Below are 23,568 nucleotides of genomic sequence, written 5' to 3'. Positions count from 1 at the left end.
AAGGGCCAGAAGTAACCACCACCCCGCAACCGCCCGGAAACCGTCGCTTTAGAGGTCAACGCCGTGCCCATTGAGATCCCCACCGATCTGACGCCCGAAATCGTTCCGCTGTCCTGGCTCATTGGTGAGTGGGAAGGCCGCGGCCGGCTGGGTGCCGGCGACGAGGATTCCGAGCACTTCCTGCAGCACGTCTCCTTCACCCACAACGGCCTGCCCTACCTGCAGTACCGGGCCGAATCGTGGCTGACCGATGACGAGGGCACCAAGCTGCGACCGCTGACGGTGGAGACCGGCTTCTGGGCCCTCGACCGGAAGCAGCGCGAGGAGGACGGCGGTCCCGGCCTGATCCCGGCCGACATCGTCCCCGTGTTCAAGAGCGCCGAAGAGGTCGAGGAGCTCCGCAACGCCGACGGCGGGTTCGACATCTCCGTCTCCATCGCCCACCCGGGCGGCATCTCCGAGCTGTACTACGGCCAGATCAAGGGCCCGCAGATCCAGCTCAGCACAGACCTGGTGATGCGCGGCAGCCACTCCAAGGACTACACCGCGGCCACCCGCATCTTCGGACTGGTGGACGGGAACCTCCTCTGGCGGTGGGACGTTGCAGCCGGCAAGAGCCAGGCCGGCGACGGCGGCCTGGAAGCCCACGCCTCCGCCATCCTCAGCAAGGTCGGCTGACAGCGCAGCTGCCCGGGACCGCTCCCCGCCGCCGGCTTTCCATAAGTCCGCATCGAACGCGGGGAGCAGTGCCAATAAAGGGAGCAGTCCATGAATGATCCGCAGACCAGCGAAGCCGGCAAACGCCGCTACGACGACCTCTCCGCCGTCTTCTTCAACGGCACACTGAAGAAGTCGCCCGAGACCTCCAACACGGACGGGCTGATCCAGATCAGCCGCCGGATCATGGAGAAGCAGGGCGTCACCACCCGGGTCATCCGGACCGTCGATCACGACATCGCCAGCGGCGTGTACCCGGACATGCGCGAGCACGGCTGGTCCACCGACGCGTGGCCGGAGCTGTACCCGGCGGTGCGGGACGCGGACATTGTCGTCGTCGCCGGCCCCATCTGGCTGGGCGACAACTCCTCGCAGACCAAGAAACTCATCGAACGCCTCTACGCCCACTCCGGCGAACTGAACTCCCGGGGCCAGTGGGCGTTCTACCCCAAGGTCGGCGGGTGCCTCATCACCGGCAACGAGGACGGCATCAAACATTGCGCCATGAACGTGCTCTACAGCCTGCAGCACATCGGTTTTACCATCCCGCCCCAGGCCGACGCCGGCTGGATCGGCGCCGTGGGTCCCGGTCCCAGCTACCTCGATGAGGGCTCCGGCGGGCCGGAGAACGACTTCACCAACCGCAACGCCACCTTCATGACCTGGAACCTTTTGCACCTGGCCCGGATGCTCAAGGACGCCGGCGGGATCCCGGCCTACGGCAACCTGCCCGAGGCCTGGAAATCGGGCACCCGTTTTGGCTTCGAAAATCCGGAATACCGCTGAGGACAGAGGACTTCTACTTCATATGAGCACCAAGAGCCCTTTGCTGTCGCGCCCCGGAGCCGTGGAGGCCGCCGGACCCGACGCCGGCGTGGCCGCCCACTACGGCGAGCCCCTGCGTGAGCAGCGCGCCCTGGCGGCCGGCACCGCCGTCGTCGACCTCTCCCACCGCGGGGTGGTCACGGTCACCGGACCCGACCGCCTGAGCTGGCTTAACACCCTGTCCTCGCAGCAGGTCACGGCACTGCCCCCGGGCCAGTCCACCGAGCTGCTGCTGCTCAGCGTGCAGGGCCGGATCGAGTTCGACGCCCGCGTCGTCGACGACGGCGCCACCACTTGGCTGATCGTCGAGGCCGCGGAGGCCGCCCCGCTGGCGGAGTGGCTGAACCGGATGAAGTTCATGCTCCGGGTGGAGATCGCCGACGTCTCCGCGGATTGGGCCGTGCTGGGCAGCACCCGGGCTGTCCCCGAATGGGACCGCCTGACCGTCTGGGAGGATCCGTGGCCGCACGTCGGCGCCGGAGGGTACTCCTACGCCGTCGTGGCGGAGCAGGAGCACCCCGGGCTGGAGCGGCCGTGGTTCGAATACCTGGTCCCCGCAGCGGAGCTTGAAGCCTCGGTGGGGGAGCGCCCCCTCGCCGGAACCCTCGCTGCCGAGGCGCTGCGCATCGCCGCCTGGCGTCCGCGCTGGGGTGCGGAGACCGACGAGAAGACCATCCCGCACGAGCTGGACCTGCTGCGCACGGCGGTCCACCTGGCCAAGGGCTGCTACAAGGGCCAGGAAACCGTCGCCCGCGTCCACAACCTCGGCCACCCGCCCCGCCGCCTGGTGTTCCTCCAGCTCGACGGCTCCCAGCACACGCTGCCCGCCGTCGGCAGTGACGTGCTCGCCGGGGACAAGAAGGTCGGCACCGTGACTTCGGTGGGCCAGCACTACGAAATGGGCCCGGTGGCCCTCGCGGTGATCAAGCGCTCCGTCGATCCGGCGCAGGTCCTGACGGTCGCCGACGGCACCGAAACCTACCCCGCGGCCCAGGAACTCGTGGTCGCGCCCGACGCGGGCCAGGTCGTCGGCCGTCAGACCGGATTCCTGAGGAGCCCCCGATGACCGGCGAACAGCATTCATCCACGCAGGCCCCCGACGCGGACACCGTCGACCTCGCGCACCGGCTTTTCGACGCCGCCCGGGAGGGTGACACGGCCCTTCTGGCGGCGTACCTCTCCGCCGGCGCCCCCGCGGCGCTGAGCACCGCCTCCGGCGACTCCCTCCTGATGCTGGCCACCTACCACGGCCACGCGGAAACGGTGCGGCTGATCCTGGCCCACGGCGGCGACGCCAACACCGCCAACGACCGCGGCCAGACCCCGCTGGCCGGCGCCGTCTTCAAGGGTTACCGCGACGTTGTCGAGGCGCTGGTCGACGCCGGTGCAGACCCCGACGCCGGCAGCCCCACCGCCCGGGACGCGGCCACCATGTTCGCGCGCAGCGAGATCCTCGCCCTGTTGCGCTGACCTGGCTGTCCCACCCCGGCTGTAGTCTCAACGCTCCACCTTCACCCCGGCAGTAAGCACCTAAAGGAAGAACCGATGGAAAACGTAGCGCGGCCCTGGGCGGCCCTCTGGTCCCTGGTGATTGGGTTCTTCATGATCCTGATCGACACCACCATCGTCTCGGTGGCGAACCCGAAGATCATGGAAGGACTCAACGCTGACATCAACTCGGTGATCTGGGTGACCAGCGCCTACCTGCTGGCCTACGCGGTTCCGCTCCTGATCACCGGACGCCTGGGCGACCGGTTCGGTCCGAAGCGGCTCTACCTCACCGGCCTGGTGGTCTTCACCCTTGCCTCACTCTGGTGCGGGCTTTCCGGCGACATCCAGACTCTCATCGCGGCCCGCGTATTGCAGGGCCTCGGGGCCGCGCTGATGACGCCGCAGACCATGGCCGTCATCACCAGGATTTTCCCGCCGGACCGCCGCGGTGCCGCCATGGGCATCTGGGGCGCCACCGCCGGCGTCGCCACCCTGGTGGGCCCCATCCTGGGCGGCGTGCTGGTGGACGGGCTTGGCTGGGAATGGATCTTCTTCATCAACATTCCGGTCGGGATCGTCGGCTTCGTGCTGGCCTCCCGGTTCGTCCCGGCGCTGGACACCCACCCGCACAAGTTCGACATCCCCGGCGTCCTGCTCAGCGCCGTCGGCCTGTTCCTGCTCGTGTTCGGCATCCAGGAGGGTGAAACCTTCAATTGGGGCACCATCAGCGGCCCGATCACCGTGTGGGGCCTGATCATCGCCGGCATCATCGTGCTCGTGGGCTTCGTCCTCTGGCAGCACTTCAACAAGGGTGAGCCGCTCCTGCCGCTGGGCCTGTTCAAGGACCGCAACTTCTCGCTGGCCAATATCGCCATCACCTCGGTTGGCTTCACGGTCACCGGGTTCGGCCTGCCCCTGATCTTCTACTACCAGGTGGTCCGCGGCCTCACGCCCACGCAGTCGGCGCTGATGATGGTGCCCATGGCCGTTATCTCCGGCGGCCTGGCCCCGGTGGTGGGCCGTATCATCGACCGGGTCAACCCGAAGTACATCACGGCCACCGGTCTGGTCCTGATGTCCGTGGCCCTGTTCTGGAACTCCTCGCTGATGCACCCGGACACGCCCATCTGGCTGTTCCTGCTGCCCAGCACCGTCCTCGGCTTCGCCAACGCCGGTATCTGGGCTCCGCTGAGCTCCACCGCCACCCGCAACCTGCCGCCGCGGCAGGCCGGCGCCGGCTCCGGCGTCTACAACACGACCCGCCAGATCGGCGCCGTCCTGGGCAGCGCCGCGATTGCCGTGTTGATCCAGTCCCGGCTGGCCGCAGAGCTTCCCGCCGCGCCGGGATCGGCTGGCAACGCCAGCCCGATGGCCTTTGGCGGCGCGCTGCCGCCGCAGCTGCATGAGGGGTTCTCGACGGCGATGGGCCAGTCCATCCTGCTGCCCGCCGTCGTCATCCTGCTCGGTGCAGCCGTGGCGCTGTTCTTCGCCAAGCCCCAGGTCACCCAGCCGTGGACGGCTCCGGCAACGGAGTCCAAGCCGACGACGGAGTCTGCGACGGCGGAGCCCGCCAAGGAGGGCCGCGACGCCGTGGCCGACGGCGTGGAAGCCCGGCAGGTCTAGGGCAATTCGCCCGGGCCGCTCGATGGGATGCCCCGTCGAGCGGCCCTGAGGGGCCGGGGCCGCAGGGGCTGCTCTAACCCAGCAGGACGCTGGTCTGGATTCCGCCGGCGGTGAAGCCCAGGCTCCGGGCGAGGGCCAGCGAACCCTTGTTGCTGACATCGGCACGCCACTGCAGGGTCAACCCTGAGGCGAGGGCCTCGTGGGCGGCTATCGACGCGGCCAGCGTCCCGAGCCCGCGCCGGCGCCACCCCGGTGCCACCAGGACCCCAAGGTGCGCCAAGATGCCCTCCCACTCGCTGTAGGCGCCGCAGGCCACGGGGGAACGGTGGCCGTCCTCGACGTGCATGATGGTGAACCGGTTTTCCAGGTCCGCCAAGCCCACCTCGTTGACGTCGTCCGGCGGGCACAGGCCCTCGAGCTCGATGGCCTCGGGGTTGCCGTGGGAGACGGTGAGCTCCTCGGCAGGCTGCCTCAGGGGCAGGTCATCGGCGAAGAAGAGGGCTGCGGCGCCGAGGCCGTGGCCGCCCCGGGCACGGGTGATCGTCAGGAGTGTGACGTGCTGGGCCAGCTCCTCGTCGGAGTAGGCTTCGGCGGCTTCCAGCGCCCAACCCGGTCCCACCAAGGCCGAACCGCCGAACAGCCGGACGAACTGCAGCGCCCGGGCGTCGTCGACGGCCCGGGTGATGCGCTGCCCGCCGGAGGCCGTGAACGCGCCGTCGTCGAGCCCCAAACGGCGGGCCCACGCGAGCTGGATGATGTCGGCGGAGCCGGGCGTGAGTGTCATGGTTCAACCCTACCCAGACCGGTAACTGCGCCGGCCCACCCCGGCTGCGGCGGCCTAGCCGAAGAGGACGGCGGCTTCCTCGTAGCGGTGCTGCGGGACGCTCTTGAGGTTGCCCAGGGCCGCCTCGAAACCGACGTGGACGATGTCCGTGCCATTGAGCGAGACCATGGTGCCCCAGCGCTCCTCCACCACAGAGTCGATGGCCGCCATGCCGAGGCGGGTGGCGAGGACCCGGTCGAAGGCGGTGGGAACGCCGCCGCGCTGGATGTGGCCGAGGACCGTGGCGCGGGTTTCGATGCCGGTGCGGGCCTCGAGTTCGGGGGCCAACAGTTCGGCGATGCCGCCCAGCCGGGGGCGGCCAAAGGTGTCCAGTCCGCGCTCGGAGTGCGGCGATTCCTGGCCCTCGGGGACGAAGCCCTCCGCGACGACCACCAGAGGTGCGCGGCCGCGCTCATGGGCGGAGACCACCCATTCGGTGATCTGCTCCATGGAGGCCTGCTGCTCGGGGATGAGGATGGCGTGGGCGCCGGAGGCCATGCCGGCGTGCAGGGCGATCCAGCCCACGTGCCGGCCCATGACCTCGGCGATCATGGTGCGGTGGTGGGATTCACCGGTGGTCCGCAGCCGGTCGATCGCCTCGGTGGCGATTTCGACGGCAGTGTCGAAGCCGAAGGTGTAGTCCGTGGCGTCGAGGTCGTTGTCGACGGTCTTGGGGACGCCGACGATCTTGAGGCCGGCGTCGGTGAGGCGCTTGGCGGCCGCGAGGGTGCCCTCGCCGCCGATTGCGATGATGGCGTCGATGCCCAGCCGGTCCATGTGGGCCTTGATGACCTCGGGGCCGCCGTTGTTTTCAAACGGGTTGGTGCGGGAGGTGCCCAGGATGGTGCCGCCCTGCTTGGCGATGCCGCGGACCATGGTCCGGGGAATCCCGATGATGTCGCCCTCGACGACGCCGCGCCAGCCGTCCAGGAATCCCACGAACTCGTGGCCGTGGACCGCGATGCCCTTGAGAACGGCGCCACGGATGACGGCGTTCAGTCCGGGGCAGTCGCCGCCGCTGGTGAGGATTCCAATTTTCATGTCTGGGCTCAAATCCTGGTTTGAAGGTGTACGGGCAGAGCGCCACGCTGAGCTCACCAAGAAGTTTAGCCGGGGATGTGGGGCAGGACACAAACCGGTTCCGGAGGCCCGGACGCACGCTGCCCCCGCCACGGGCGGTGGCGGGGGCAGCGTCAATCATGAGCCGGGGTCAGGGGCGGTTCGCGCGGCGCTCCAGGAACGTCTGGGCGATGATGGCGTTCTGCTGGTCCGGGAGGAGGGCCCAGGCGGCCAGGTAGAACACGAAGGCCGGGCCGGGCAGCAGGGCGAAGAGGAGGAACGCGATCCGGACGTAGGCGACGTCCACGTTGAGCCTGGCCGCGATGCCGCCGCAGACACCGCCGAGCCACCGCTGCGGTCCCCGGCGCAGGCCGAGGCCCCGGACAATGCTGAAGAACTTTTCCATGGATTAAGACTTCCTTGTAGTAGTGGCTTTGTCACGCTTGCGGGCGGAGACCAGGCCGCCGATCACGAGGGCCGCGCCGGCCCCGATCATCAGGCCGATCAGGACATAGGTCCCGTTCAGGACCACCAGGCCCAGGCGGGAAATGATGATCAGGGCGGCGAGGGCCAGCACGATCAGCCCCCACACCACCGTCCCCACCCGGGCGCCCTCGTTGGCGGGTGCGTTCTCCGTGACCAACGGGGTGCCGTCCGGGGTGGTTCCCGGGTCGTAGCTGCTCATGTCAGTTCCCTTCCTTCACGGTGATGTTGCTCAGGGTGCCGGAGACTTTGATGACCAGGCGGGACCCGGCGACGTCCGTGTTGTAGTCGCTCTGCTGGCTGGTCATGCCGCCATGGTTGCCGTTGGAGTCGTTGAGGTTTCCCATCGTCAGGTCCGCCCGGATCTGCACGGGGACGTTACGCGGAATCAGCACGGTGATGTTGCTGGCGGTCGCGTCCAGAGGCACCACGACGTCGGAGCTCAGCGGTGCGTTCAGGTCCAGCCGGGTCAGGTCCACCGTGCCGCTGCCGCCGGTGATGTCGAAGCCGTCCGCGGCCTGCCCGATGGTGGTGGGCGCCCAGTCGACGTTCTGGAACCGTGCCCGGTCCGCGTTCGGGACCAGGCCGTAGACCGCCCCGGTGACCAGCGCCACCACGGCGAAGAAGCTGAGGATGCCGGCACCACGGCCGCGCAGGCCGCAGACCAGGATGCCGAGGCCCAGGACAGCGGCTCCCACCGCCCAGACCACCGCGTTGCCGGCCGGTCCGAGGTTGATTGCGTGGACGGCGTCGAGAGCCTTTAGCCCGCCGCCCGCCAGAAGAGCGAGGCCGGTCGTGACGGCGACGGCGGGGGCGCCGGGACCGGCGGACCTGACCTTCGGAGCGGGTACCGGCGCATATGCGGACGGGCCTGCGGTATAGCCCGGCGCGGTGGCCGCGGGCGACGCCGTGTAGTCCGGCCCGGTGGGGTAGATCGTGGTGGGATACGAGGCGGCCGGATAGGTGCCCACGGGCGGGGTGCCGCCTGACGGGGAACCCGCCGGGGTGCCGGTCCCGGCCGGTGCCGGACCGGACGATCCCCGGCCTGTTGCAGCAGGGCCGGTTGCAGTAGGGCCGGTTGCAGCAGGTCCGGTTGCCGCTGGGCCCTGCGGCGGGAACCCGGCGCCGTGGGTCTCGGCGGGCCGGCGCGTCCTGCCCCGCTGGGAGAAGTAGTAGAAAGCGTAGATCGCCCCGCCCACCCAGAAGACAGTCCACACGACGGCGCCGAAACCGTACCGGTCCCAGCCCCAGACGCCGTTGCCCAGACTCGGGAAGCCGATCAGCGTGGTGATCAGCGCGCCGGTCATACCGGTGCTCCACCGTCCGGCGGCCGCCTCCTGGACGTGGATCCGGCCGTCGGGTTCGGGCAGCAGGGCCCAGGCCAGCCCATACAGCAGGACTCCGACGCCGGCGAAGACCGTCAGGACGATAAGGATGCCGCGCACAATCAGGGGATCGACGCCCAACCGCTGGGCGATGCCGCCGGCCACACCGGCCACCCAACGCTCGCGGCCCCGGTGGATGCCGTGGCTGCGGATCCAATCGAAGAAGTTCTGCTGGGACCCGGCCGGCCGGCGGTCGCCGGCGTAGGGCGGCCCCGGGGGCGGCGTGTACGGCGGGGTGCCACCGGAGGGAGGGGTGTAGGGCGGCGGGGTGTACGACGGCGGTGCATACCGGGGCGCGCCGTCCGGTTCCGCCGAGGAAGCCTGCGACGGTCCGGAAGGCGAGGGCGCGGAGGCGTCCGCCGTGCTGTCCGCCGGGTCACTGGCGGGACGGCCGTCCGGCTGGCTGTCGGCGGCCGGGACCTCATCGGGGTCAGGGTGCGTGTTCATAGTTCGATCCTCCCGCCGGCGGGACCGTCCGCTCTACTGGGGAAACCCCTGACCGGTCCCTGACCGGCCCCCGGTTCGGGCCGTGAACCGCCTCCGGAAGGCCCCTGCCGTGCTTGGATGGATCCATGACCACCGCGCCACTCCGCCCACCGCTGACCCGCGGCGGCGACCGCATGATCGCCGGTGTCTGCGCTGGGCTCGCCCGCCACCTGGGCTGGCCCGTGCAGATGATCCGCGCCGGGATGGTGGTTGCCGCGTTCGCCGGCGGCGCCGGCGTCGCGTTCTACGCCTGGCTCTGGATTATGGTGCCGACCGCGGACGAGAGCGCCCGCCGCAACGCCCGGCCTCCGGCGTCGCCCATCGCCCCCGCCGTGAGCGCCCCCGTGCAATCCCCGGACGCCCAAGGAAACACGGCCATCGCCGGGGAGCCGTGGCGTTTCCGGCTTGCCGGCATGCCCTACGGGAAGGAGATCCTCCTGGGCGTCGGGCTGCTGCTGGCCGCCGGGATCCTGGTGGCGCGGCTGTTGGGACTGGACGTCCCGCTGGGAACCCTGATTCCCGTGGCCGCGATCCTCGGCGGCGCCGCCATCGCCTGGATGCAACTGGATGAGACCCGCCGGACCGGGATCATGGACAAGGCCAAGGCAAACCAGGCCGGCGGCTGGGCACGGCTCGCGGCCGGCCTGGCGCTGGTGGTGGCCGGGGTCCTGGTGATGGTCTCCGGCTCCGGATCCTGGCAGCAGACCTGGCTGGCACTCCTGGCCTCGGTGGCGGTCCTGGGCGGCGTCGCGCTGGTGCTGCTGCCCTGGGGGCTGAAGTTCTGGCGCGACCTCGAGACCGAACGGGAGGGCCGGGTCCGCGCCACCGAACGGGCCGAGATCGCCGCCCACCTGCACGACTCGGTGCTGCAGACCCTCGCGCTGATCCAGCGCCGGGCCGGCAACGAACAGGACGTCATCCGCCTGGCCCGGGCCCAGGAGCGCGAGCTCCGCGGCTGGCTGTACCGCAACGCGGAACGGGACGAGGGGCAGCTCTCGGATGCCCTCCAGGCCGCCGCCGCGGAGGTGGAAGACGCGCTGGGCCAGCCCGTCGACGTCGTCAGTGTCGGGGACAGCGCCATGACCGGAAGGCTGGAGGCCCTCGTCATGGCCGCCCGGGAGGCCATGCTGAACGCCGCACGGCACGGCGGCGGCCCCGTCTCCGTGTACCTCGAAGCCACCGGCGGGGCCGCGGAAATCTTCGTGAAGGACCGCGGCCCGGGATTCGACCCGGCCGCCATCCCCGCGGACCGGCTGGGCGTGCGTGAATCCATCATCGGCCGGATGCGGCGGCACGGCGGAACGGCTGTGATCGTCAGCAACCCGGACGGCACCGAGGTCCGGCTCAGCCTGCCCCTGGCCCCCGACACGGCCGCGCCCGCACCGCCGTCCACCACCACGCCTCCCGAACCAGCCCGGCCCACACCCGCCGGCACCACCACGAAGGACACGCCATGACCAGCCAGCCCGACAGCCCCCTGCCCGCGGGAGCCCCCGTCCCCGCCACCCGGGTGGTGATCGTGGACGACCACGCCATCTTCCGCTCCGGCCTGAAGGCTGACCTCGACGCCGGGATCGCCGTTGTGGGGGAGGCCGCCACCGTCGAGGACGCCGTGCGTGTCATCGGCGAGGCCCTTCCGGACGTGGTGCTGCTCGACGTGCACCTGCCGGGCGGAACCGGCGGCGGTGGCCGGGACGTCCTGGCCGGCTGCGCCGCGCTGCTGGGCACCACCCGCTTCCTGGCCCTGAGCGTCTCCGACGCCGCCGAGGACGTCGTCTCCGTGATTCGTGCCGGGGCCCGCGGCTACGTCACCAAATCCATCTCCGGCGCCGAAATCAGTAACGCCGTGCGCCGCGTGGCGGGCGGGGACGCGGTCTTCTCCCCGCGGCTCGCCGGCTTCGTGCTGGACGCCTTCGGGACCTCACCCGCCGACATCGCCGACGACGAGCTGGACCGGCTCTCGGCCCGCGAACTCGAGGTGATGCGGCTGATCGCGCGCGGGTACAGCTACAAGGAGGTGGCCAAGGAACTGTTCATCTCCATCAAGACCGTGGAGACCCACGTCTCGGCCGTGCTCCGCAAGCTCCAGCTCTCCAGCCGGCACGAACTGACCCGCTGGGCCGCCGAACGCCGCCTGCTCTGACCCTCCCTCAGATCCGGTGACATAAAACCCGACGCTCCCTCACGTTCGGCCGGGTTAACACCGATGCTCCCTCACGTTTAGCCGGGTTAAAGCGGACGCTCCCTCACGTCCCGGAAGGATGTGGGGGAGCGTCGTTCGATTCGCTGCCGAAGGTGAGGGAGCGTCGGTTACTTGGCCTTGCCCAGGAATTCCTGCAGGCGTCCGACGCCGGTGGCCAGGTCCTCGTCGCCGAGGGCGTAGGACAGGCGCAGGTAGCCGGAGGGGCCGAACGCCTCACCGGGAACCACAGCCACCTCGACCTCGTCGAGGATCAGCGCGGCGAGTTCGGCCGACGTCGACGGCGCCACCGGCCCGTTCGCCGTCGGGAACTCCTTGCCCAGCAGTGCGCGGACGTCCGCGTAGACGTAGAACGCGCCCTTGGGGGTGGGGCAGTCGACGCCCTCGATCGCGTTCAGCCCCGCGACGATCGCCTTGCGGCGACGGTCGAAGGCCACCTTCATTTCCTCCACGGCGGTCAGCGGGCCAGAGACGGCTGCCAGTGCCGCGATCTGGGGAACGTTGGAGACGTTGGAGGTCGCGTGCGACTGCAGGTTGGTGGCGGCCTTGATGACGTCGGCCGGGCCGATCATCCATCCCACCCGCCAGCCGGTCATGGCATAGGTCTTGGCGACGCCGTTGAGAATGACCACCTTGTCCCCGAGGGCCGGCACGACCGTGGCGATCGAGGTGAACGGAACGCCGTCGTAGGTCAGGTGCTCGTAGATCTCATCGGTGACCACCCACAGGCCCTTGGCAGCGGCCCACTCGCCGATCGCCGTGACCTGCTCGGGGGAGTAGACGGCGCCCGTGGGGTTGGAGGGTGAGACGAACAGCAGGATCTTGGTCCGGTCCGTGACGGCTGCCTCGAGCTGCTCGACGGTCACCAGGTAACCCTGCTCCGGCCCGGCGAAGACCTCCACCGGCACGCCGCCGGCCAGCCGGATGGCTTCCGGGTAGGTGGTCCAGAAGGGTGCAGGGACAATGACCTCATCGCCCGGATCCAGCAGCGTGGCGAAGGTGTTGTAGACGGCCTGTTTGCCGCCGTTGGTCACCAGGACCTGCGACGCTTCGCACCTGTAGCCGGAGTCCCGGAAAGTCTTCTCCGCGATGGCTTGCTTCAGCTCGGGGAGCCCGCCGGCGGGGGAGTAACGGTGGTACTTGGGCTGGCGGGCGGCCTCGATGGCGGCATCCACGATGTAGCCCGGAGTCGGGAAGTCGGGCTCGCCGGCACCGAACCCGATGACCGGACGTCCAGCCGCCTTCAGTGCCTTCGCCTTGGCATCGACGGCCAAGGTGGCGGATTCGGCTATGGCGGAAATGCGCTTGGAAATGCGGGCGGCAGGCATCGCGGGTCCGTTCTTCGCGTCAGCACGGGGCTGGATGTGGGATTCGACGGAATCTACTCTATGCTGTTCACCGGATCCTCCGGGATGCCAGGGAGCCGGTTCGACGTGGACGTAGTTCATGCGTAGAATGGATCTCCGGTGTTGAAAACACGATGATGGCGTGCGCCTCAGGGAAACCTGTTCAGTCCGCCGCCGGCACGGTTTTTAATCCATAGGGTAGTGGCGCAATTGGTAGCGCAGCGGTCTCCAAAACCGCAGGTTGCAGGTTCGAGTCCTGTCTGCCCTGCGCAAGCTGTTCCGGAATGCACCGGAACAAGCGCAGCAACCATGGTTCAGTCCGGAGCCGGGTATCCGACATCGCGAGGATGAGTGAGGGTCAGGTGACCGAAACAGCTGCCAGCAGCTCCAAAGGCCGCCCCGCCAAGAAAGCCCCCAAGGCAGGCTTCTTCGCCCGGATCGCACTCTTCTTCCGCCAGGTCATCGGCGAACTGAAGAAGGTCGTCGCGCCCACCCGCAAGGAACTGGTCAACTACACGCTCGTGGTGCTGGTGTTCGTGGTCATCATGATGGTCGTCGTCACCCTGCTGGACCTGGCCTTCGGGACCGGCGTCGGCTGGGTCTTCGGCGGAACGGGTCCCACGGACCGCTAAGGCGACCGTCCGCAGGCCGCGTGCCGCCCCGGGAAATCGGGGCAGTAACGGGGTGTGCGGAATTGAGTCATTTAAATAGGCATGTTAGGCAATGAGGAAGCAGGAGACCAAGTGTCTGAGCAGGAGCTCGAGGTAACTGAGACTGAGCTGGAGAAGAGCCAGGACGCCGTGGCGGAAGCCGTGGAGGAGTCCGAGGTTCCGGCTGCTGCGCCCGAATTCGACGACGCCGCCGACGCTGACGCGAACGACGCCGTGGACGAGGCTTCCGCCGGCTCCGAGGACGAGGGCGAGGCGGAAGAAGGCGACGCCCTGGCAGCCGCTGCCGCCGCGGCCGAAGCCGACCCCGCCGAGGAGTTCAAGGCCAAGCTGCGCCGCCAGGAAGGTGACTGGTACGTCATCCACTCCTACGCCGGCTACGAGAACCGCGTGAAGGCCAACCTCGAGACCCGCATCCAGACCCTGGACATGGAAGATTACATCTTCGAAATCCAGGTCCCGATGGAAGAAGTCGTCGAGATCAAGAACGCCCAGCGTAAGATCATCAACCGCGTCCGGATCCCCGGCTACGTGCTGGTGCGCATGGACCTGACCGACGCGTCCTGGGGCGCCGTCCGCCACACCCCCGGCGTGACCGGCTTCGTGGGCAACGCCCACAACCCGGTGCCGCTGCGCCTGGACGAGGTCTTCTCCATGCTGGCCCCCGTCTTCGAGGGCGAGCAGGCCGAGAAGGGCAAGCCGGTCAACAAGCAGAACCAGACTCCGGTTGCCGTGGACTTCGAGGTTGGCGAGTCCGTCATCGTCAAGGAGGGCCCGTTCGAGACCCTGCCCGCCACGATCTCGGAGATCAAGCCCGAATCCCAGACCCTGGTGGTCCTCGTCTCCATCTTCGAGCGCGAAACCCCGGTCACCCTGGCGTTCAACCAGGTCAGCAAGATCTAGCACCGATTACAGAATTCGCTCCAGGCTGCCCGCTTTGCGGCCCCGGAGCGGCCGGCTGCCTCGCCATGGCGGCCAACCACCTGGGACACGCTCCTGTGTCCCAGGACGAAATTGAGAGAAGGACCCTACATTGGCTCCCAAGAAGAAGGTCACCGGCCTCATCAAGCTGCAGATCCAGGCAGGTGCCGCTAACCCGGCCCCGCCGATCGGTCCTGCGCTCGGCCAGCACGGTGTCAACATCATGGAATTCTGCAAGGCGTACAACGCTGCAACGGAAGCCCAGCGCGGCAACGTCATCCCGGTTGAAATCACCGTTTACGAGGACCGCTCGTTCACGTTCATCACCAAGACCCCGCCGGCCGCCGAGCTGATCAAGAAGGCTGCAGGCGTCGCTAAAGGTTCGGCTACCCCGCACACCGTCAAGGTTGCCAAGCTGACCCAGGCCCAGGTCAACGAGATCGCCTCCACCAAGATGGAAGACCTGAACGCCACCAGCCTCGAAGGCGCAGCGAAGATCATCGCCGGCACCGCCCGCTCCATGGGTATCACCGTCGAGGGCTAGCCCCCACCCGCTGGGAGAGCACCGCCGCGGAACACCGCGAACGGCAGTGACCAGCACCCGTCGGGCAACCGGCACCCCCTAATTATCGAAAGATCGGAACCCCGGACACGCCGTCCGGATATGTCCGACTGTGGCAGGGCCCAGCGCGGTCCGCAGACCACAACTGCACAAGGAGAAACAGCAGCATGGCAAAGCGCAGCAAAGCATATGAGGCAGCCGCCGCCAAGATCGACGCGGAGAAGTTCTACGCGCCGTTCGAGGCAGTGACCCTCGCCAAGGACACCAACCCGTCCAAGTTCGACGCCACCGTTGAGGTCGCCTTCCGCCTCGGCGTCGATCCCCGTAAGGCCGACCAGATGGTCCGCGGCACGGTCAACCTGCCGCACGGCACCGGTAAGACCGCCCGCGTCCTGGTCTTCGCGACCGGCGACAAGGCCGAGGCCGCGATCGCAGCCGGCGCCGACTTCGTTGGCTCCGACGACCTGATCGAGAAGATCTCCGGCGGCTGGACCGACTTCGACGCCGCCGTCGCCACCCCTGACCTCATGGGCAAGGTTGGCCGTCTCGGTAAGGTCCTGGGTCCGCGTAACCTGATGCCGAACCCGAAGACCGGCACCGTGACCGCTGACGTCACCAAGGCTGTCAACGACATCAAGGGCGGCAAGATCGACTTCCGCGTCGACAAGCACTCGAACCTGCACTTCATCATCGGCAAGGTTTCCTTCGACGCCGTCAAGCTGGCCGAGAACTACGCCGCCGCACTGGAAGAGGTCCTGCGCCTCAAGCCGTCCGCTTCCAAGGGCCGGTACATCCAGAAGGCCACCGTAGCCACCACCTTCGGCCCCGGCATCTCGGTTGACCCGAACGTCACCAAGGTCCTGACCGAAGCGTAAGCTTCCGGACCCCGCGCCCGCGCCGCCCTCGGCGGCAGGCGCCAGCGAAGACCGTCCCGCACCCGCGGGGCGGTCTTTTCTGTTGCCGGCACCGCGGCTAGGCTGTGCGGGTGAATCCAGCACCCCACCGCATCGACGAACTGCGCCTCCCCGCCTCGCTCGACGACGACGCCGACGGCGCCGCGGAGTTCCGGGAGTTCAATGAACTCTGCGACGTGCTGGCACTCGAATCGTGGGGCAACCACGACCGGACGACGGCGGCCCGGGCCCGCCTGCGCTTCTGGCAGGAGACCGGGTACGGCCGGACCCGGCTCTTCGTCGTCCGGTCCCACGGCCGGATGGTGGCCCGGGCCAGCGTCCGGCTGGGCCTGACCGAAAACCTCGACCGCGCCGGGATCCAGGTCGCGGTGCTGCAGGCCCACACCGGGCGCGGCATCGGACGGGCCCTGCTGGCTCACGCCGAAGCCGCCGCGGCCGCCGAGAACCGGTCCGTGTTCCTCGGCTCCACCCAGCACCGCGCGGATTTCGACGTCGACGGCGGCGCAGTGGTCCGTCCCGCCACGGGGACCGGGGCCCTCCCGGCGGGGGCGCGCAGTGTTCGCTTCGCCACTGCCGCCGGCTACCGGCTCGAACAGGTGGAGCGGTACAGCAGCCTGGACGTCGCGGCATCGGCCCCGGAGTTTGACCGGCTGGAATCCGAGGCGCTGGCGAAGGCCGGCGGCTACGACATCCTCACCTGGACGGACCGCTGCCCGGAGGCGCTGCTGCCGCAGCTGGCCGTCCTGATGTCCAGGATGAGCTCCGACGCCCCCAGCGGCGGCATCAGCTACGAAGAGGAGCACTGGGACGCGGCGCGGGTCCGGCACGTGGAGAAAACCTGGCGGGAAGCCGGAAACACCTCGCTGGTGGCCGCCGCACGGCACCGGGACACGGGGGAGCTCGCCGCATACTCGGTGCTGGAACTCCCGGCCGGTAAACCCTGGCTGGCCGAGCAGGACGACACCCTCGTCGCCGCCCCGCACCGCGGACACCGCTTGGGCATGTTGGTGAAGATCGCTAACCTCCGCCGTCTCGCCGGGGCTGCCCCCGCCGTCGAACGCGTCACCACCTTCAACGCGGCCGAAAACGGCTACATGCTCGCCATCAACGAGGCCCTGGGCTTCCGGCCCGCGGGCTGGGACGGCGAGTGGCAACGCGTCACCGGGCCGGGCCTGGCGGGGGAGTAGCCTGCGCCGCCCCCGGTCCTACCGGCAGCCAAAAATCCCCGTGGCGGGGCATGGAACGCAGGGGGTTTCGGGCATATGCTGACGCTCAAAGCCTGGCACCAGCGGGGCCAGGCTAAGGCGGCAGAATGGCTGGGAACATGACCGCTCAGGCAGGCGACGTACGGATCGAGCAGCTCTGGATCCCGGATTCGTTGGAGGGGGAAGACGCGGCGGACTTCATCGCCGCCGTCGAGGTGGGACGCAAGGTCCGAATGGCGACCTGGGGCACCGACGACCTGGCCTATGCCCCTCAGGAGAAGCTGCTGGAAATGGCCGACCCGTATGAACGCCAGGTCATCCTGGTGGCCAAGGTGGACGGACGGATCGTGGGGACCGTGGACATCGCCCTGCCGCTCGCGGACAACACGGAACTGGCCGAGTTCACCTTGGACATCCTCCCGGACTTCCAGGGTCACGGCGTTGGGCGCCAGCTGCTCGAGGCCGCCGAGCACTTCGCCCGCGACGAGGGCCGGCGGATCATCCTGATTGACACCAACCACCCCGGCGTCACGCTCGCGGACCAGTCGGCGGGCCAGCTGATCCCCGGGGCGGGCCTGGGGTACGTCCCGCTGAACAGCCGCGAGGTGGAGTTCGCCCGGCTCACCGGCTACACGCTGCAGCACATCGAACAGTTCAGCGCCTGCACCCTGCCGCTCGACAGCCAGCTGGTGGCGGACCTGCAGGCCGAGGCAGAGGAGGCCAATGCCGGGCGCTACCGCCTGCACCACTGGACCGACCGGTGCCCCGACCGCTGGCTGGAGGCCGTCGCCCTGCTGGAGAACCGGGCGGGCGACGGCGGGGTGCCGGAGCAGGAAGAGGACGCGCTGGTGTTCGACGGCGAACTCCTGCGCGAGACCGAGGACGTCGCCATCGCGCAGGGCCGCCGGACCGTGGTCACCGCCGTCGAGGAGATCGCCAGCGGCACGCTGGTGGGGCTGACCACCATCAGTGTCCTGGGACTGCGCCCGGACGTCGTCTTCCAGGACGATACCGTGGTGCTGGCCGAGCACCGCGGCAATAAACTGGGCCTGCTGATCAAACTGGCCAACATGGAACGGCTGTCAGAACAGTTCCCGGACGCGCGGGTGCTGTACACCTGGAACGCCCCGGAAAACCGCTACCTCCTCACGGTGAACCAGAAGCTCGGTTTCACCACGGCCGGTGTCACCGGGCTGTGGCAGAAGGAACTCCCGGACCTGCGGCCCAGCACCAGCTGACCCCGATTTGGTGGGGCCCGCCCCCATCCCGTACCCTAGAAGAACCAAAGACCGTCGGTTGTTGGAAATCCACTCTCCTGAGCATCGCTCACTTCTGCAGTTGTGTGCGGGGGATTCAAGTTGGTTTCCGGACGAAGGCCCCTCAACGCAGGGCGGCCGGCGCAGGTGAACGAAGCAAAGCTCCGCGGCACGCCGCGTCGAGACAAGCCCCGTGCATCTGCGCGGGGCGTTTTTAGTTTTAGCGATCCTGAGGGGACCCGGACACACCGGCATTTATCCCCGGAAGGAGGGTTATGGCAACGCCTAGCAAGGTTTCAGCAGTAGCTGAGATCACTAACGATTTCAAGGAATCGAACGCAGCTGTCCTGACCGAATACCGTGGGCTCACCGTTGCACAGCTCAAGCAGCTGCGTGTTTCTCTCGGCCAGGAAACCAAGTTCTCGGTCGTCAAGAACACCCTGACCGCCATTGCAGCCAAGGAAGCCGGTGTCGAAGCATTCGACGGCCAGCTTGCCGGCCCCACTGCAATCGCGTTCATCAAGGGTGACGCAGTTGCCGCTGCAAAGAGCCTGACGGATTTTGCCAAGGCCAACAAGCAGCTGGTCATCAAGACCGGTTACTTCGAGGGCAAGGCACTGAACGCCACCGAAGTTGCTGCCCTGGCAGCACTCGAGTCCCGCGAGCTCCAGCTCGCCAAGGTCGCAGGCGTCCTCAAGGCCCCTGCTGCCGCAGCCGCTCGTATCATCGACGCTCTGCGCCTCAAGCTTGAAGAAGAGAACGGTGCCCCGGCAGCAGCCGAAGCACCCGCCGCTGAAGAAGCCCCCGCAGCAGAAGCCGAGGCTCCGGCCGAAGCCGCAGCCGCCGAAGAGAACTAACTCTCTCTCACCCAAGACTCCGGTGTGACGGCACGGCCAAGCCCGCCAAGCACCACTATAGGAAGGACGCCAAACCATGGCGAAGCTCAGCAACGAAGAGCTCATTGAAGCTTTCAAGGAACTGACCATCATCGAGCTCTCCGAGTTCGTCAAGCTCTTCGAAGAGACCTTCGAAGTTACCGCAGCTGCTGTTGCTGTCGCCGGCCCCGCCGGTGGCGGTGCCGCTGAGGAAGCCGAAGAGAAGACTGACTTCGACGTCATCCTCGAGGCTGCTGGCGACAAGAAGATCGCAGTGATCAAGGAAGTTCGCGCCATCACCTCCCTGGGCCTCAAGGAAGCCAAGGACCTGGTTGACAGCGCCCCGAAGGCCGTCCTCGAAGGCGCCAACAAGGAAGCTGCCGAGAAGGCCAAGGAGCAGCTCGAGGCTGCCGGCGCCACCGTTACCGTCAAGTAACGACCGGCTCTTCGGAAGGCCTCACGCCTTTCAGCTCCGGGAAACCCCGTCCACTCCGGTGGGCGGGGTTTCCTGCGTTCCGGGGCAGAGAACATCCGGTAAACGCTCGGAAAATGATCGTCTCCTCTCCTTTTCAGCCGGGTGCCGGCGGCCTAGACTGTGGCATTGTGCCAATCGGCCGCCAACCCCGAGGAGTCCATCCATGACCGATCCGAACCCCCACGTGTCCCGCCGCGCGATGCTCGCGGCAGCCTTCGTCGGAGGCAGTGCCGCGGCGGCCGCCGTCGCCGGAGCCCCGGCCGCGCAGGCAGACGCCGGCGGCCAGGGGGCTGCGAAGAAGCAGTTCACCCTGACCGTCCTGGGCACCACCGACCTGCACAACAACGTCTTCAACTGGGACTACTTCAAGAACGCCCCCTACGCGGACACCGCCGGGAACAAGATCGGCATCGCCCAGGCCGCCACCCTCATTAAGGCGGTACGCGCCGAGCGCGGGGCCGCCAACACGCTGACCATCGACTCGGGCGACACCATCCAGGGGACCCCGCTGGCCTACTACTTCGCCAAGGTCAACCCGATCTCCACCGAGGTGAAGCACCCCATGGCGCTGGCCATGAACGCCGTCGGCTACGACGCCGTCGCCCTCGGCAACCACGAATTCAACTACGGCATCCCCCTCCTGCGGACGTGGGAGAAGCAGCTGGACTTCCCGCTCCTGGGCGCCAACGTCCACGACGCCGTCAGCGGCAGCCGGGCGTTCACGCCCTACGTGCTCAAGCGCGTCAAGACGGAGAGCGGCTGGGTCACCGTGGGCCTGGTCGGCTTCGTCACGCCCGGGTGTGCGCTATGGGACCGCGACAACGTCCACGGCAAGCTGGACTTCAACGGCATCGTCGAGGAAGCCAAAACCGTCATCCCCGAGATGAAGGCGGCCGGCGCCGACGTCGTTATCGTCTCCAGCCATTCGGGCGCCACCCCGGGCTCCTCCTACGGTGACGCCCTCCCGTTCCCTGAGAATGCCTCCACCCAGCTGGCCGAGGAGGTCCCGGGCATCGACGCGATCCTCGTCGGCCACGCCCACCTGGAGATCCCGGAGCGTTTCGTGACCAACAAGGCCACCGGCCGCCAGGTGCTGCTCACCGAGCCGCTCAAATGGGGCATGCGCGTCGCCGTGATCGACCTGCAGCTGAGCAAGGAGCAGGGCCGGTGGAGCGTCGCCGCGGCGCACGCCCACCTCCTGGACGCAAAGACCGTCGACGCCGATCCCGCCGTCGTCGGCGCCGTCCAGGCCGGCCACGACGCCACCGTCAAATACGTCAACCAGGTGATTGGCACGTGCACCGCGCCGCTGAGCACTGCGACGGCCTGCTGGTCCGACTCCGCGGCGATCGACGCCATCAACTACGTCCAGGCCAGCACCATCAAGGCCGAGCTCGCCAACGGCCCCTCCGCCGGCCTCCCGGTACTCTCCATCGCCGCGGCGTTCTCCCGGTCGGTGGACGTCAAGGCCGGTCCGCTGACCATCCGGGACGTGGCGGGGCTGTACATCTTCGACAACACCCTGCTCGCCATCAAGGTCACCGGCGCGCAGGTCAAGGACTACCTGGAGTGGTCGGCCCAGTACTTCAAGCCGGCCACCGGTACCAGTGTGCGGGCGGACCAGATCACCAACGCGGCCACGGCGCTGGCACCCAACGGCACCCCGGACTACAACTACGACGTTGTCTACGGCCTGGACGCGCCGCTGAACTACGAGATCGACCTCGCCCGGCCGGTGGGGGACCGGATCCGCAACCTCAGCTACGACGGAGCGCCGGTGCCCGCGGGCAAGGAGTTCGCCATGGCGATCAACAACTACCGGCAGAGCGGCGGCGGCAACTTCCCGGCGGTCAAGGCCGCGCCGGTGCTCTCGAACAGCCAGCAGGAGATCCGGCAGCAGATCATCGACTACGTGGTTGCGCAGGGAACCCTGGATGCCGCGGTGTTCAGCCAATCGAACTGGCGCCTGACCGTCAACGACCAGCCCCTGACGGTCACAGCCTGACGGCCGCCGCGGCGGTCCGTCCCGGAGCCTAGGGACGACGGACGACGCGGGGCCCCGGCGGCCCGCCCCCGAACCGGGAGCGGGCCGCCGGGGCCCCTTTCCTGTGTTAACCCGGGCCGGCTACTTCGACCGGTGCGGCTAGGACATCGGGTCGGTGATATCCGTGACGACGGCACCGAGCGCGGCGAGCAGCGCGTCGGCGTCGACGAAGGCGCTGTAGCCGTGCTCCCCGGCCCCCATCGAGATCCGCCGGCCGGCGACCGTGCTGTCCGCGTAGACCGGCCACGCCGTGGTGCTGCCCAGGGGAGTGATGGTGCCGCGTTCGTAGCCGGTGGCGTCGAGGGCGACGTCGGCACTGGGCAGCGAGAGTTTGTTGACCCCGACTGCCTGGCGGAGCTTGGGCCAGGAGATCTGCCGGTCGCCCGGGACCAGGGCGAAGAGGAACGTGCCGTCCTTGTGCTTGACCACCAGCGACTTGACGATGTCAGCGGGGGTGATCCCCAGGATGGCGGCCGCCTCCTCGAGACTGCGGGCCGCCTGCCGCTCCACCAGCTCCACACTGAGGCCCCGGGCCGCGGCGTCGGCCAGAAACCGCCGGCGCCCGGCGCCGCCGACGGGGCCGTCTCCGGCGCCCAGACCGGGGGCCGGGACCTCCTCCGGGCCGGTCATCAGTCGCGGTACAGCAGAAGGGCCTCGCCCTGTCCGCCGCCGCCGCAGAGGGACACCGCCGCCTTGCCGGAGCCGCGCCGCTTCAGTTCATGCGCCGCGTGCAGGGCCAGCCGTGCGCCGGAAGCACCGATCGGGTGGCCGAGCGCGATGGCGCCGCCGTGGATGTTGCACTGCTCCAGCGGGTAGTCCAGATCCTTGAGGGACTGCACCGCCACGGAGCCGAACGCCTCGTTGATCTCGATGAAGTCCAGGTCCGCCGTCGTCCAGCCGGCCCGCTGCAGGGCCTTCTTGATGGCGTTGGAGGGCTGGGAGTGCAGCGAGTTGTCCGGCCCGGCCACCTGGCCCGGCGCGCCCACGACCGCAAGGTACTCCAGGCCGTGCTCCTCGGCGTAGGACCGGGACGTCAGCACCAAGGCGGCTGCACCGTCGGAGAGCGGGGAGGAGTTGCCGGCGGTGATCGTGCCGTCGGTGGCGAAGGCGGCGCGGAGCCCGGCGAGGGACGCCACGGAGGTGTCCGGCCGGACCCCCTCGTCCGTGCTGACCGTCACCGGTTCACCCTTGCGCTGCTTCACGCTGATCGGCGCGATCTCACCGTCGAACACACCGTCCTTGCCGGCGGCGGCGGCCCGCTGGTGTGATGCGGCGGCCACCTCGTCCTGTGCGGTCCGGTCGATGCCCAGGGTGACGTTCTTGCTCTCGGTGGAGAGGCCCATGGACTGGCCGTCAAACGCATCCGTCAGGCCGTCGTGCGCGGCGGCGTCGAGGGCCTGGATGGAGCCGTAGGTCCAGCCCTGGCGGGAGCCCGGCAGCAGGTGCGGCGCGCGGCTCATCGACTCCTGGCCGCCGGCCACCACCACGGTGGCGTCTCCGCTGCGGATCATCCGGGCGGCGTCGATCACGGCCGTCAGGCCGGAGAGGCAGACTTTGTTGATGGTGACGGTGGGGACATTCCAGCCCACACCGGCGCCGATCGCGCTCTGGCGGGCGGGGTTCTGCCCGGCGCCGGCCTGCAGGACCTGGCCCATGATCACGGCATCCACCTGATCGGTGGCCACCCCGCTGGCGGCGAGGGCCGCGCGGATGGCGTGGGTGCCGAGCTCGACGGCGGTGAAACTGGACAGCTGTCCGTTCAGCCGGCCCTGCGGGGTGCGGGCGGCGGCGAGGATGACAACATCGTTGTTGTCCGGCGAGTTGTTCATGATGGTTTTTCCGATCTCTGGGGATAGCCCAAGGTTATCGTGAGCCCCATCACGGGGCTATCCGGGGAACCGGCCCGGCCGCCCACCCCGCCGCCCACCCCACTCCCGCTCGGTTGGCCACCCCTCCGCGCGGGGGAGGGGCCGGTGTTTGCAATCACGGCGTAAGTGGGGTAGACAAGTAGGTTGCTTTGCCGTATCGTAGATATTTGCGTCTTCCCTGTTTACCTTCAGCCTTCATATAGCGGTGGGCTTAGCCTGACAGCTGTTCCATCAATGTGCCGTCTACAACGTGCACCAGCATGGGCAGTATGGGTCCCGGGTCATATAGCGGAACCGGATTGGTAGCACTGCGGAGTCACTTCGCAGACTGCATGACGGGGG

The 23,568-nt window shown here is 68.6% G+C and carries 24 protein-coding genes and 1 tRNA gene; 17 read left to right on the top strand and 8 right to left on the bottom strand.

Going from position 1 to position 23,568, the window contains the following annotated elements; all coding sequences use genetic code 11:
• The first annotated feature begins 63 nt into the window (after positions 1–63).
• From AB0O44_RS01630 to AB0O44_RS01610, 5 genes are all read left to right on the top strand, one after another.
• Positions 64–678 (top strand): FABP family protein, encoded by a 615-nt coding sequence (locus AB0O44_RS01630; RefSeq protein WP_364133406.1) that lies wholly within the window; start codon positions 64–66, stop codon positions 676–678.
• 90 nt (positions 679–768) lie between these two features.
• Positions 769–1,503 carry a flavodoxin family protein gene (locus AB0O44_RS01625; protein WP_364133404.1) on the top strand — a complete coding sequence of 245 codons (735 nt, stop codon included), beginning with the start codon at positions 769–771 and terminating at the stop codon, positions 1,501–1,503.
• A 22-nt stretch (positions 1,504–1,525) separates the two neighbouring features.
• Complete coding sequence (locus AB0O44_RS01620; protein ID WP_364133402.1) at positions 1,526–2,608, top strand: folate-binding protein; 1,083 nt, start codon at positions 1,526–1,528, stop codon at positions 2,606–2,608.
• Positions 2,605–3,012 carry an ankyrin repeat domain-containing protein gene (locus AB0O44_RS01615; RefSeq protein ID WP_364133399.1) on the top strand — a complete coding sequence of 136 codons (408 nt, stop codon included), beginning with the start codon at positions 2,605–2,607 and terminating at the stop codon, positions 3,010–3,012. Before AB0O44_RS01620 ends, AB0O44_RS01615 begins: the two co-directional genes overlap by 4 nt.
• 75 nt (positions 3,013–3,087) lie before the next feature.
• Positions 3,088–4,656 carry a DHA2 family efflux MFS transporter permease subunit gene (locus AB0O44_RS01610; RefSeq protein WP_364133396.1) on the top strand — a complete coding sequence of 523 codons (1,569 nt, stop codon included), beginning with the start codon at positions 3,088–3,090 and terminating at the stop codon, positions 4,654–4,656.
• Between the two features lie 73 nt (positions 4,657–4,729).
• On the opposite strand, the gene AB0O44_RS01605 is transcribed toward AB0O44_RS01610, so the two are convergent.
• From AB0O44_RS01605 to AB0O44_RS01585, 5 genes are all read right to left on the bottom strand, one after another.
• Positions 4,730–5,440 (bottom strand): GNAT family N-acetyltransferase, encoded by a 711-nt coding sequence (locus AB0O44_RS01605; RefSeq protein ID WP_364133394.1) that lies wholly within the window; start codon positions 5,438–5,440, stop codon positions 4,730–4,732.
• 54 nt (positions 5,441–5,494) lie between these two features.
• Complete coding sequence (locus tag AB0O44_RS01600; RefSeq protein WP_364133391.1) at positions 5,495–6,520, bottom strand: 6-phosphofructokinase; 1,026 nt, start codon at positions 6,518–6,520, stop codon at positions 5,495–5,497.
• Between the two features lie 169 nt (positions 6,521–6,689).
• A complete protein-coding gene (locus AB0O44_RS01595) occupies positions 6,690–6,944 on the bottom strand; it encodes a PspC domain-containing protein (protein WP_290255953.1) in 255 nt (84 codons plus the stop codon).
• 3 nt (positions 6,945–6,947) lie between these two features.
• The gene (locus AB0O44_RS01590) at positions 6,948–7,223 is read right to left on the bottom strand and encodes a hypothetical protein (RefSeq protein WP_364133388.1); all 276 of its coding nucleotides are present in this window, start codon (positions 7,221–7,223) and stop codon (positions 6,948–6,950) included.
• A 1-nt stretch (position 7,224) separates the two neighbouring features.
• Complete coding sequence (locus AB0O44_RS01585; protein WP_364133385.1) at positions 7,225–8,853, bottom strand: PspC domain-containing protein; 1,629 nt, start codon at positions 8,851–8,853, stop codon at positions 7,225–7,227.
• 125 nt (positions 8,854–8,978) lie between these two features.
• Here AB0O44_RS01585 and AB0O44_RS01580 point away from each other — a divergent pair, with 125 nt between their 5' ends.
• The gene (locus AB0O44_RS01580) at positions 8,979–10,349 is read left to right on the top strand and encodes a PspC domain-containing protein (RefSeq protein ID WP_364133382.1); all 1,371 of its coding nucleotides are present in this window, start codon (positions 8,979–8,981) and stop codon (positions 10,347–10,349) included.
• Positions 10,346–11,035 (top strand): response regulator transcription factor, encoded by a 690-nt coding sequence (locus AB0O44_RS01575; RefSeq protein WP_290255949.1) that lies wholly within the window; start codon positions 10,346–10,348, stop codon positions 11,033–11,035. Before AB0O44_RS01580 ends, AB0O44_RS01575 begins: the two co-directional genes overlap by 4 nt.
• Before the next feature lie 167 nt (positions 11,036–11,202).
• Here the strand turns inward: AB0O44_RS01575 and AB0O44_RS01570 are convergent, their stop codons facing one another.
• A complete protein-coding gene (locus AB0O44_RS01570; RefSeq protein WP_364134640.1) occupies positions 11,203–12,420 on the bottom strand; it encodes a pyridoxal phosphate-dependent aminotransferase in 1,218 nt (405 codons plus the stop codon).
• A gap of 213 nt (positions 12,421–12,633) precedes the next feature.
• On the opposite strand from AB0O44_RS01570, the gene AB0O44_RS01565 reads away from it, so the two are divergent.
• The 10 genes from AB0O44_RS01565 (at position 12,634) to AB0O44_RS01520 (ending at position 21,319) form a co-directional block, all read left to right on the top strand.
• A tRNA-Trp gene (locus tag AB0O44_RS01565) sits at positions 12,634–12,706 on the top strand.
• A 79-nt stretch (positions 12,707–12,785) separates the two neighbouring features.
• Positions 12,786–13,070, top strand: coding sequence for a preprotein translocase subunit SecE (gene secE, locus AB0O44_RS01560; RefSeq protein WP_290255948.1), 285 nt, complete (start codon positions 12,786–12,788; stop codon positions 13,068–13,070).
• Positions 13,071–13,181: 111 nt separating this feature from the next.
• Positions 13,182–14,009, top strand: coding sequence for a transcription termination/antitermination protein NusG (gene nusG, locus AB0O44_RS01555; protein WP_364133378.1), 828 nt, complete (start codon positions 13,182–13,184; stop codon positions 14,007–14,009).
• A gap of 130 nt (positions 14,010–14,139) precedes the next feature.
• Positions 14,140–14,571 (top strand): 50S ribosomal protein L11, encoded by a 432-nt coding sequence (rplK, locus tag AB0O44_RS01550; protein ID WP_003803853.1) that lies wholly within the window; start codon positions 14,140–14,142, stop codon positions 14,569–14,571.
• Positions 14,572–14,756: 185 nt separating this feature from the next.
• Positions 14,757–15,464: a 50S ribosomal protein L1 gene (gene rplA / locus AB0O44_RS01545; protein WP_290255946.1), complete on the top strand. Its 708-nt coding sequence runs from the start codon at positions 14,757–14,759 to the stop codon at positions 15,462–15,464.
• A 110-nt stretch (positions 15,465–15,574) separates the two neighbouring features.
• Entirely contained in the window at positions 15,575–16,690 is a 1,116-nt protein-coding gene (locus AB0O44_RS01540; RefSeq protein ID WP_364133376.1) for a GNAT family N-acetyltransferase, read from the top strand.
• Positions 16,691–16,827: 137 nt separating this feature from the next.
• On the top strand, positions 16,828–17,946 hold the full coding sequence (locus AB0O44_RS01535; RefSeq protein WP_290255944.1) for a GNAT family N-acetyltransferase: 1,119 nt from the start codon (positions 16,828–16,830) through the stop codon (positions 17,944–17,946).
• Positions 17,947–18,239: 293 nt separating this feature from the next.
• Positions 18,240–18,821 (top strand): 50S ribosomal protein L10, encoded by a 582-nt coding sequence (rplJ, locus tag AB0O44_RS01530; RefSeq protein WP_364133372.1) that lies wholly within the window; start codon positions 18,240–18,242, stop codon positions 18,819–18,821.
• 76 nt (positions 18,822–18,897) lie between these two features.
• Positions 18,898–19,275: a 50S ribosomal protein L7/L12 gene (gene rplL / locus AB0O44_RS01525; RefSeq protein WP_290255942.1), complete on the top strand. Its 378-nt coding sequence runs from the start codon at positions 18,898–18,900 to the stop codon at positions 19,273–19,275.
• A 202-nt stretch (positions 19,276–19,477) separates the two neighbouring features.
• Positions 19,478–21,319 (top strand): 5'-nucleotidase C-terminal domain-containing protein, encoded by a 1,842-nt coding sequence (locus tag AB0O44_RS01520; protein ID WP_364133369.1) that lies wholly within the window; start codon positions 19,478–19,480, stop codon positions 21,317–21,319.
• A gap of 138 nt (positions 21,320–21,457) precedes the next feature.
• Here AB0O44_RS01520 and AB0O44_RS01515 read toward each other — a convergent pair whose 3' ends face one another.
• Both AB0O44_RS01515 and AB0O44_RS01510 read right to left on the bottom strand, forming a co-directional pair.
• Positions 21,458–21,988, bottom strand: a complete 531-nt coding sequence (locus AB0O44_RS01515) for a YbaK/EbsC family protein (RefSeq protein WP_364133366.1) — start codon at positions 21,986–21,988, stop codon at positions 21,458–21,460.
• Entirely contained in the window at positions 21,988–23,187 is a 1,200-nt protein-coding gene (locus tag AB0O44_RS01510; RefSeq protein WP_290255939.1) for an acetyl-CoA C-acetyltransferase, read from the bottom strand. The genes AB0O44_RS01515 and AB0O44_RS01510 overlap by 1 nt, the downstream gene beginning before the upstream one ends.
• Positions 23,188–23,568: the final 381 nt, after the last annotated feature.

Source organism: Arthrobacter sp. NPDC080082 (assembly GCF_040686595.1).
Lineage (GTDB): Bacteria > Actinomycetota > Actinomycetes > Actinomycetales > Micrococcaceae > Arthrobacter.
This window is presented reverse-complemented; position numbering and strand designations above follow the sequence as displayed.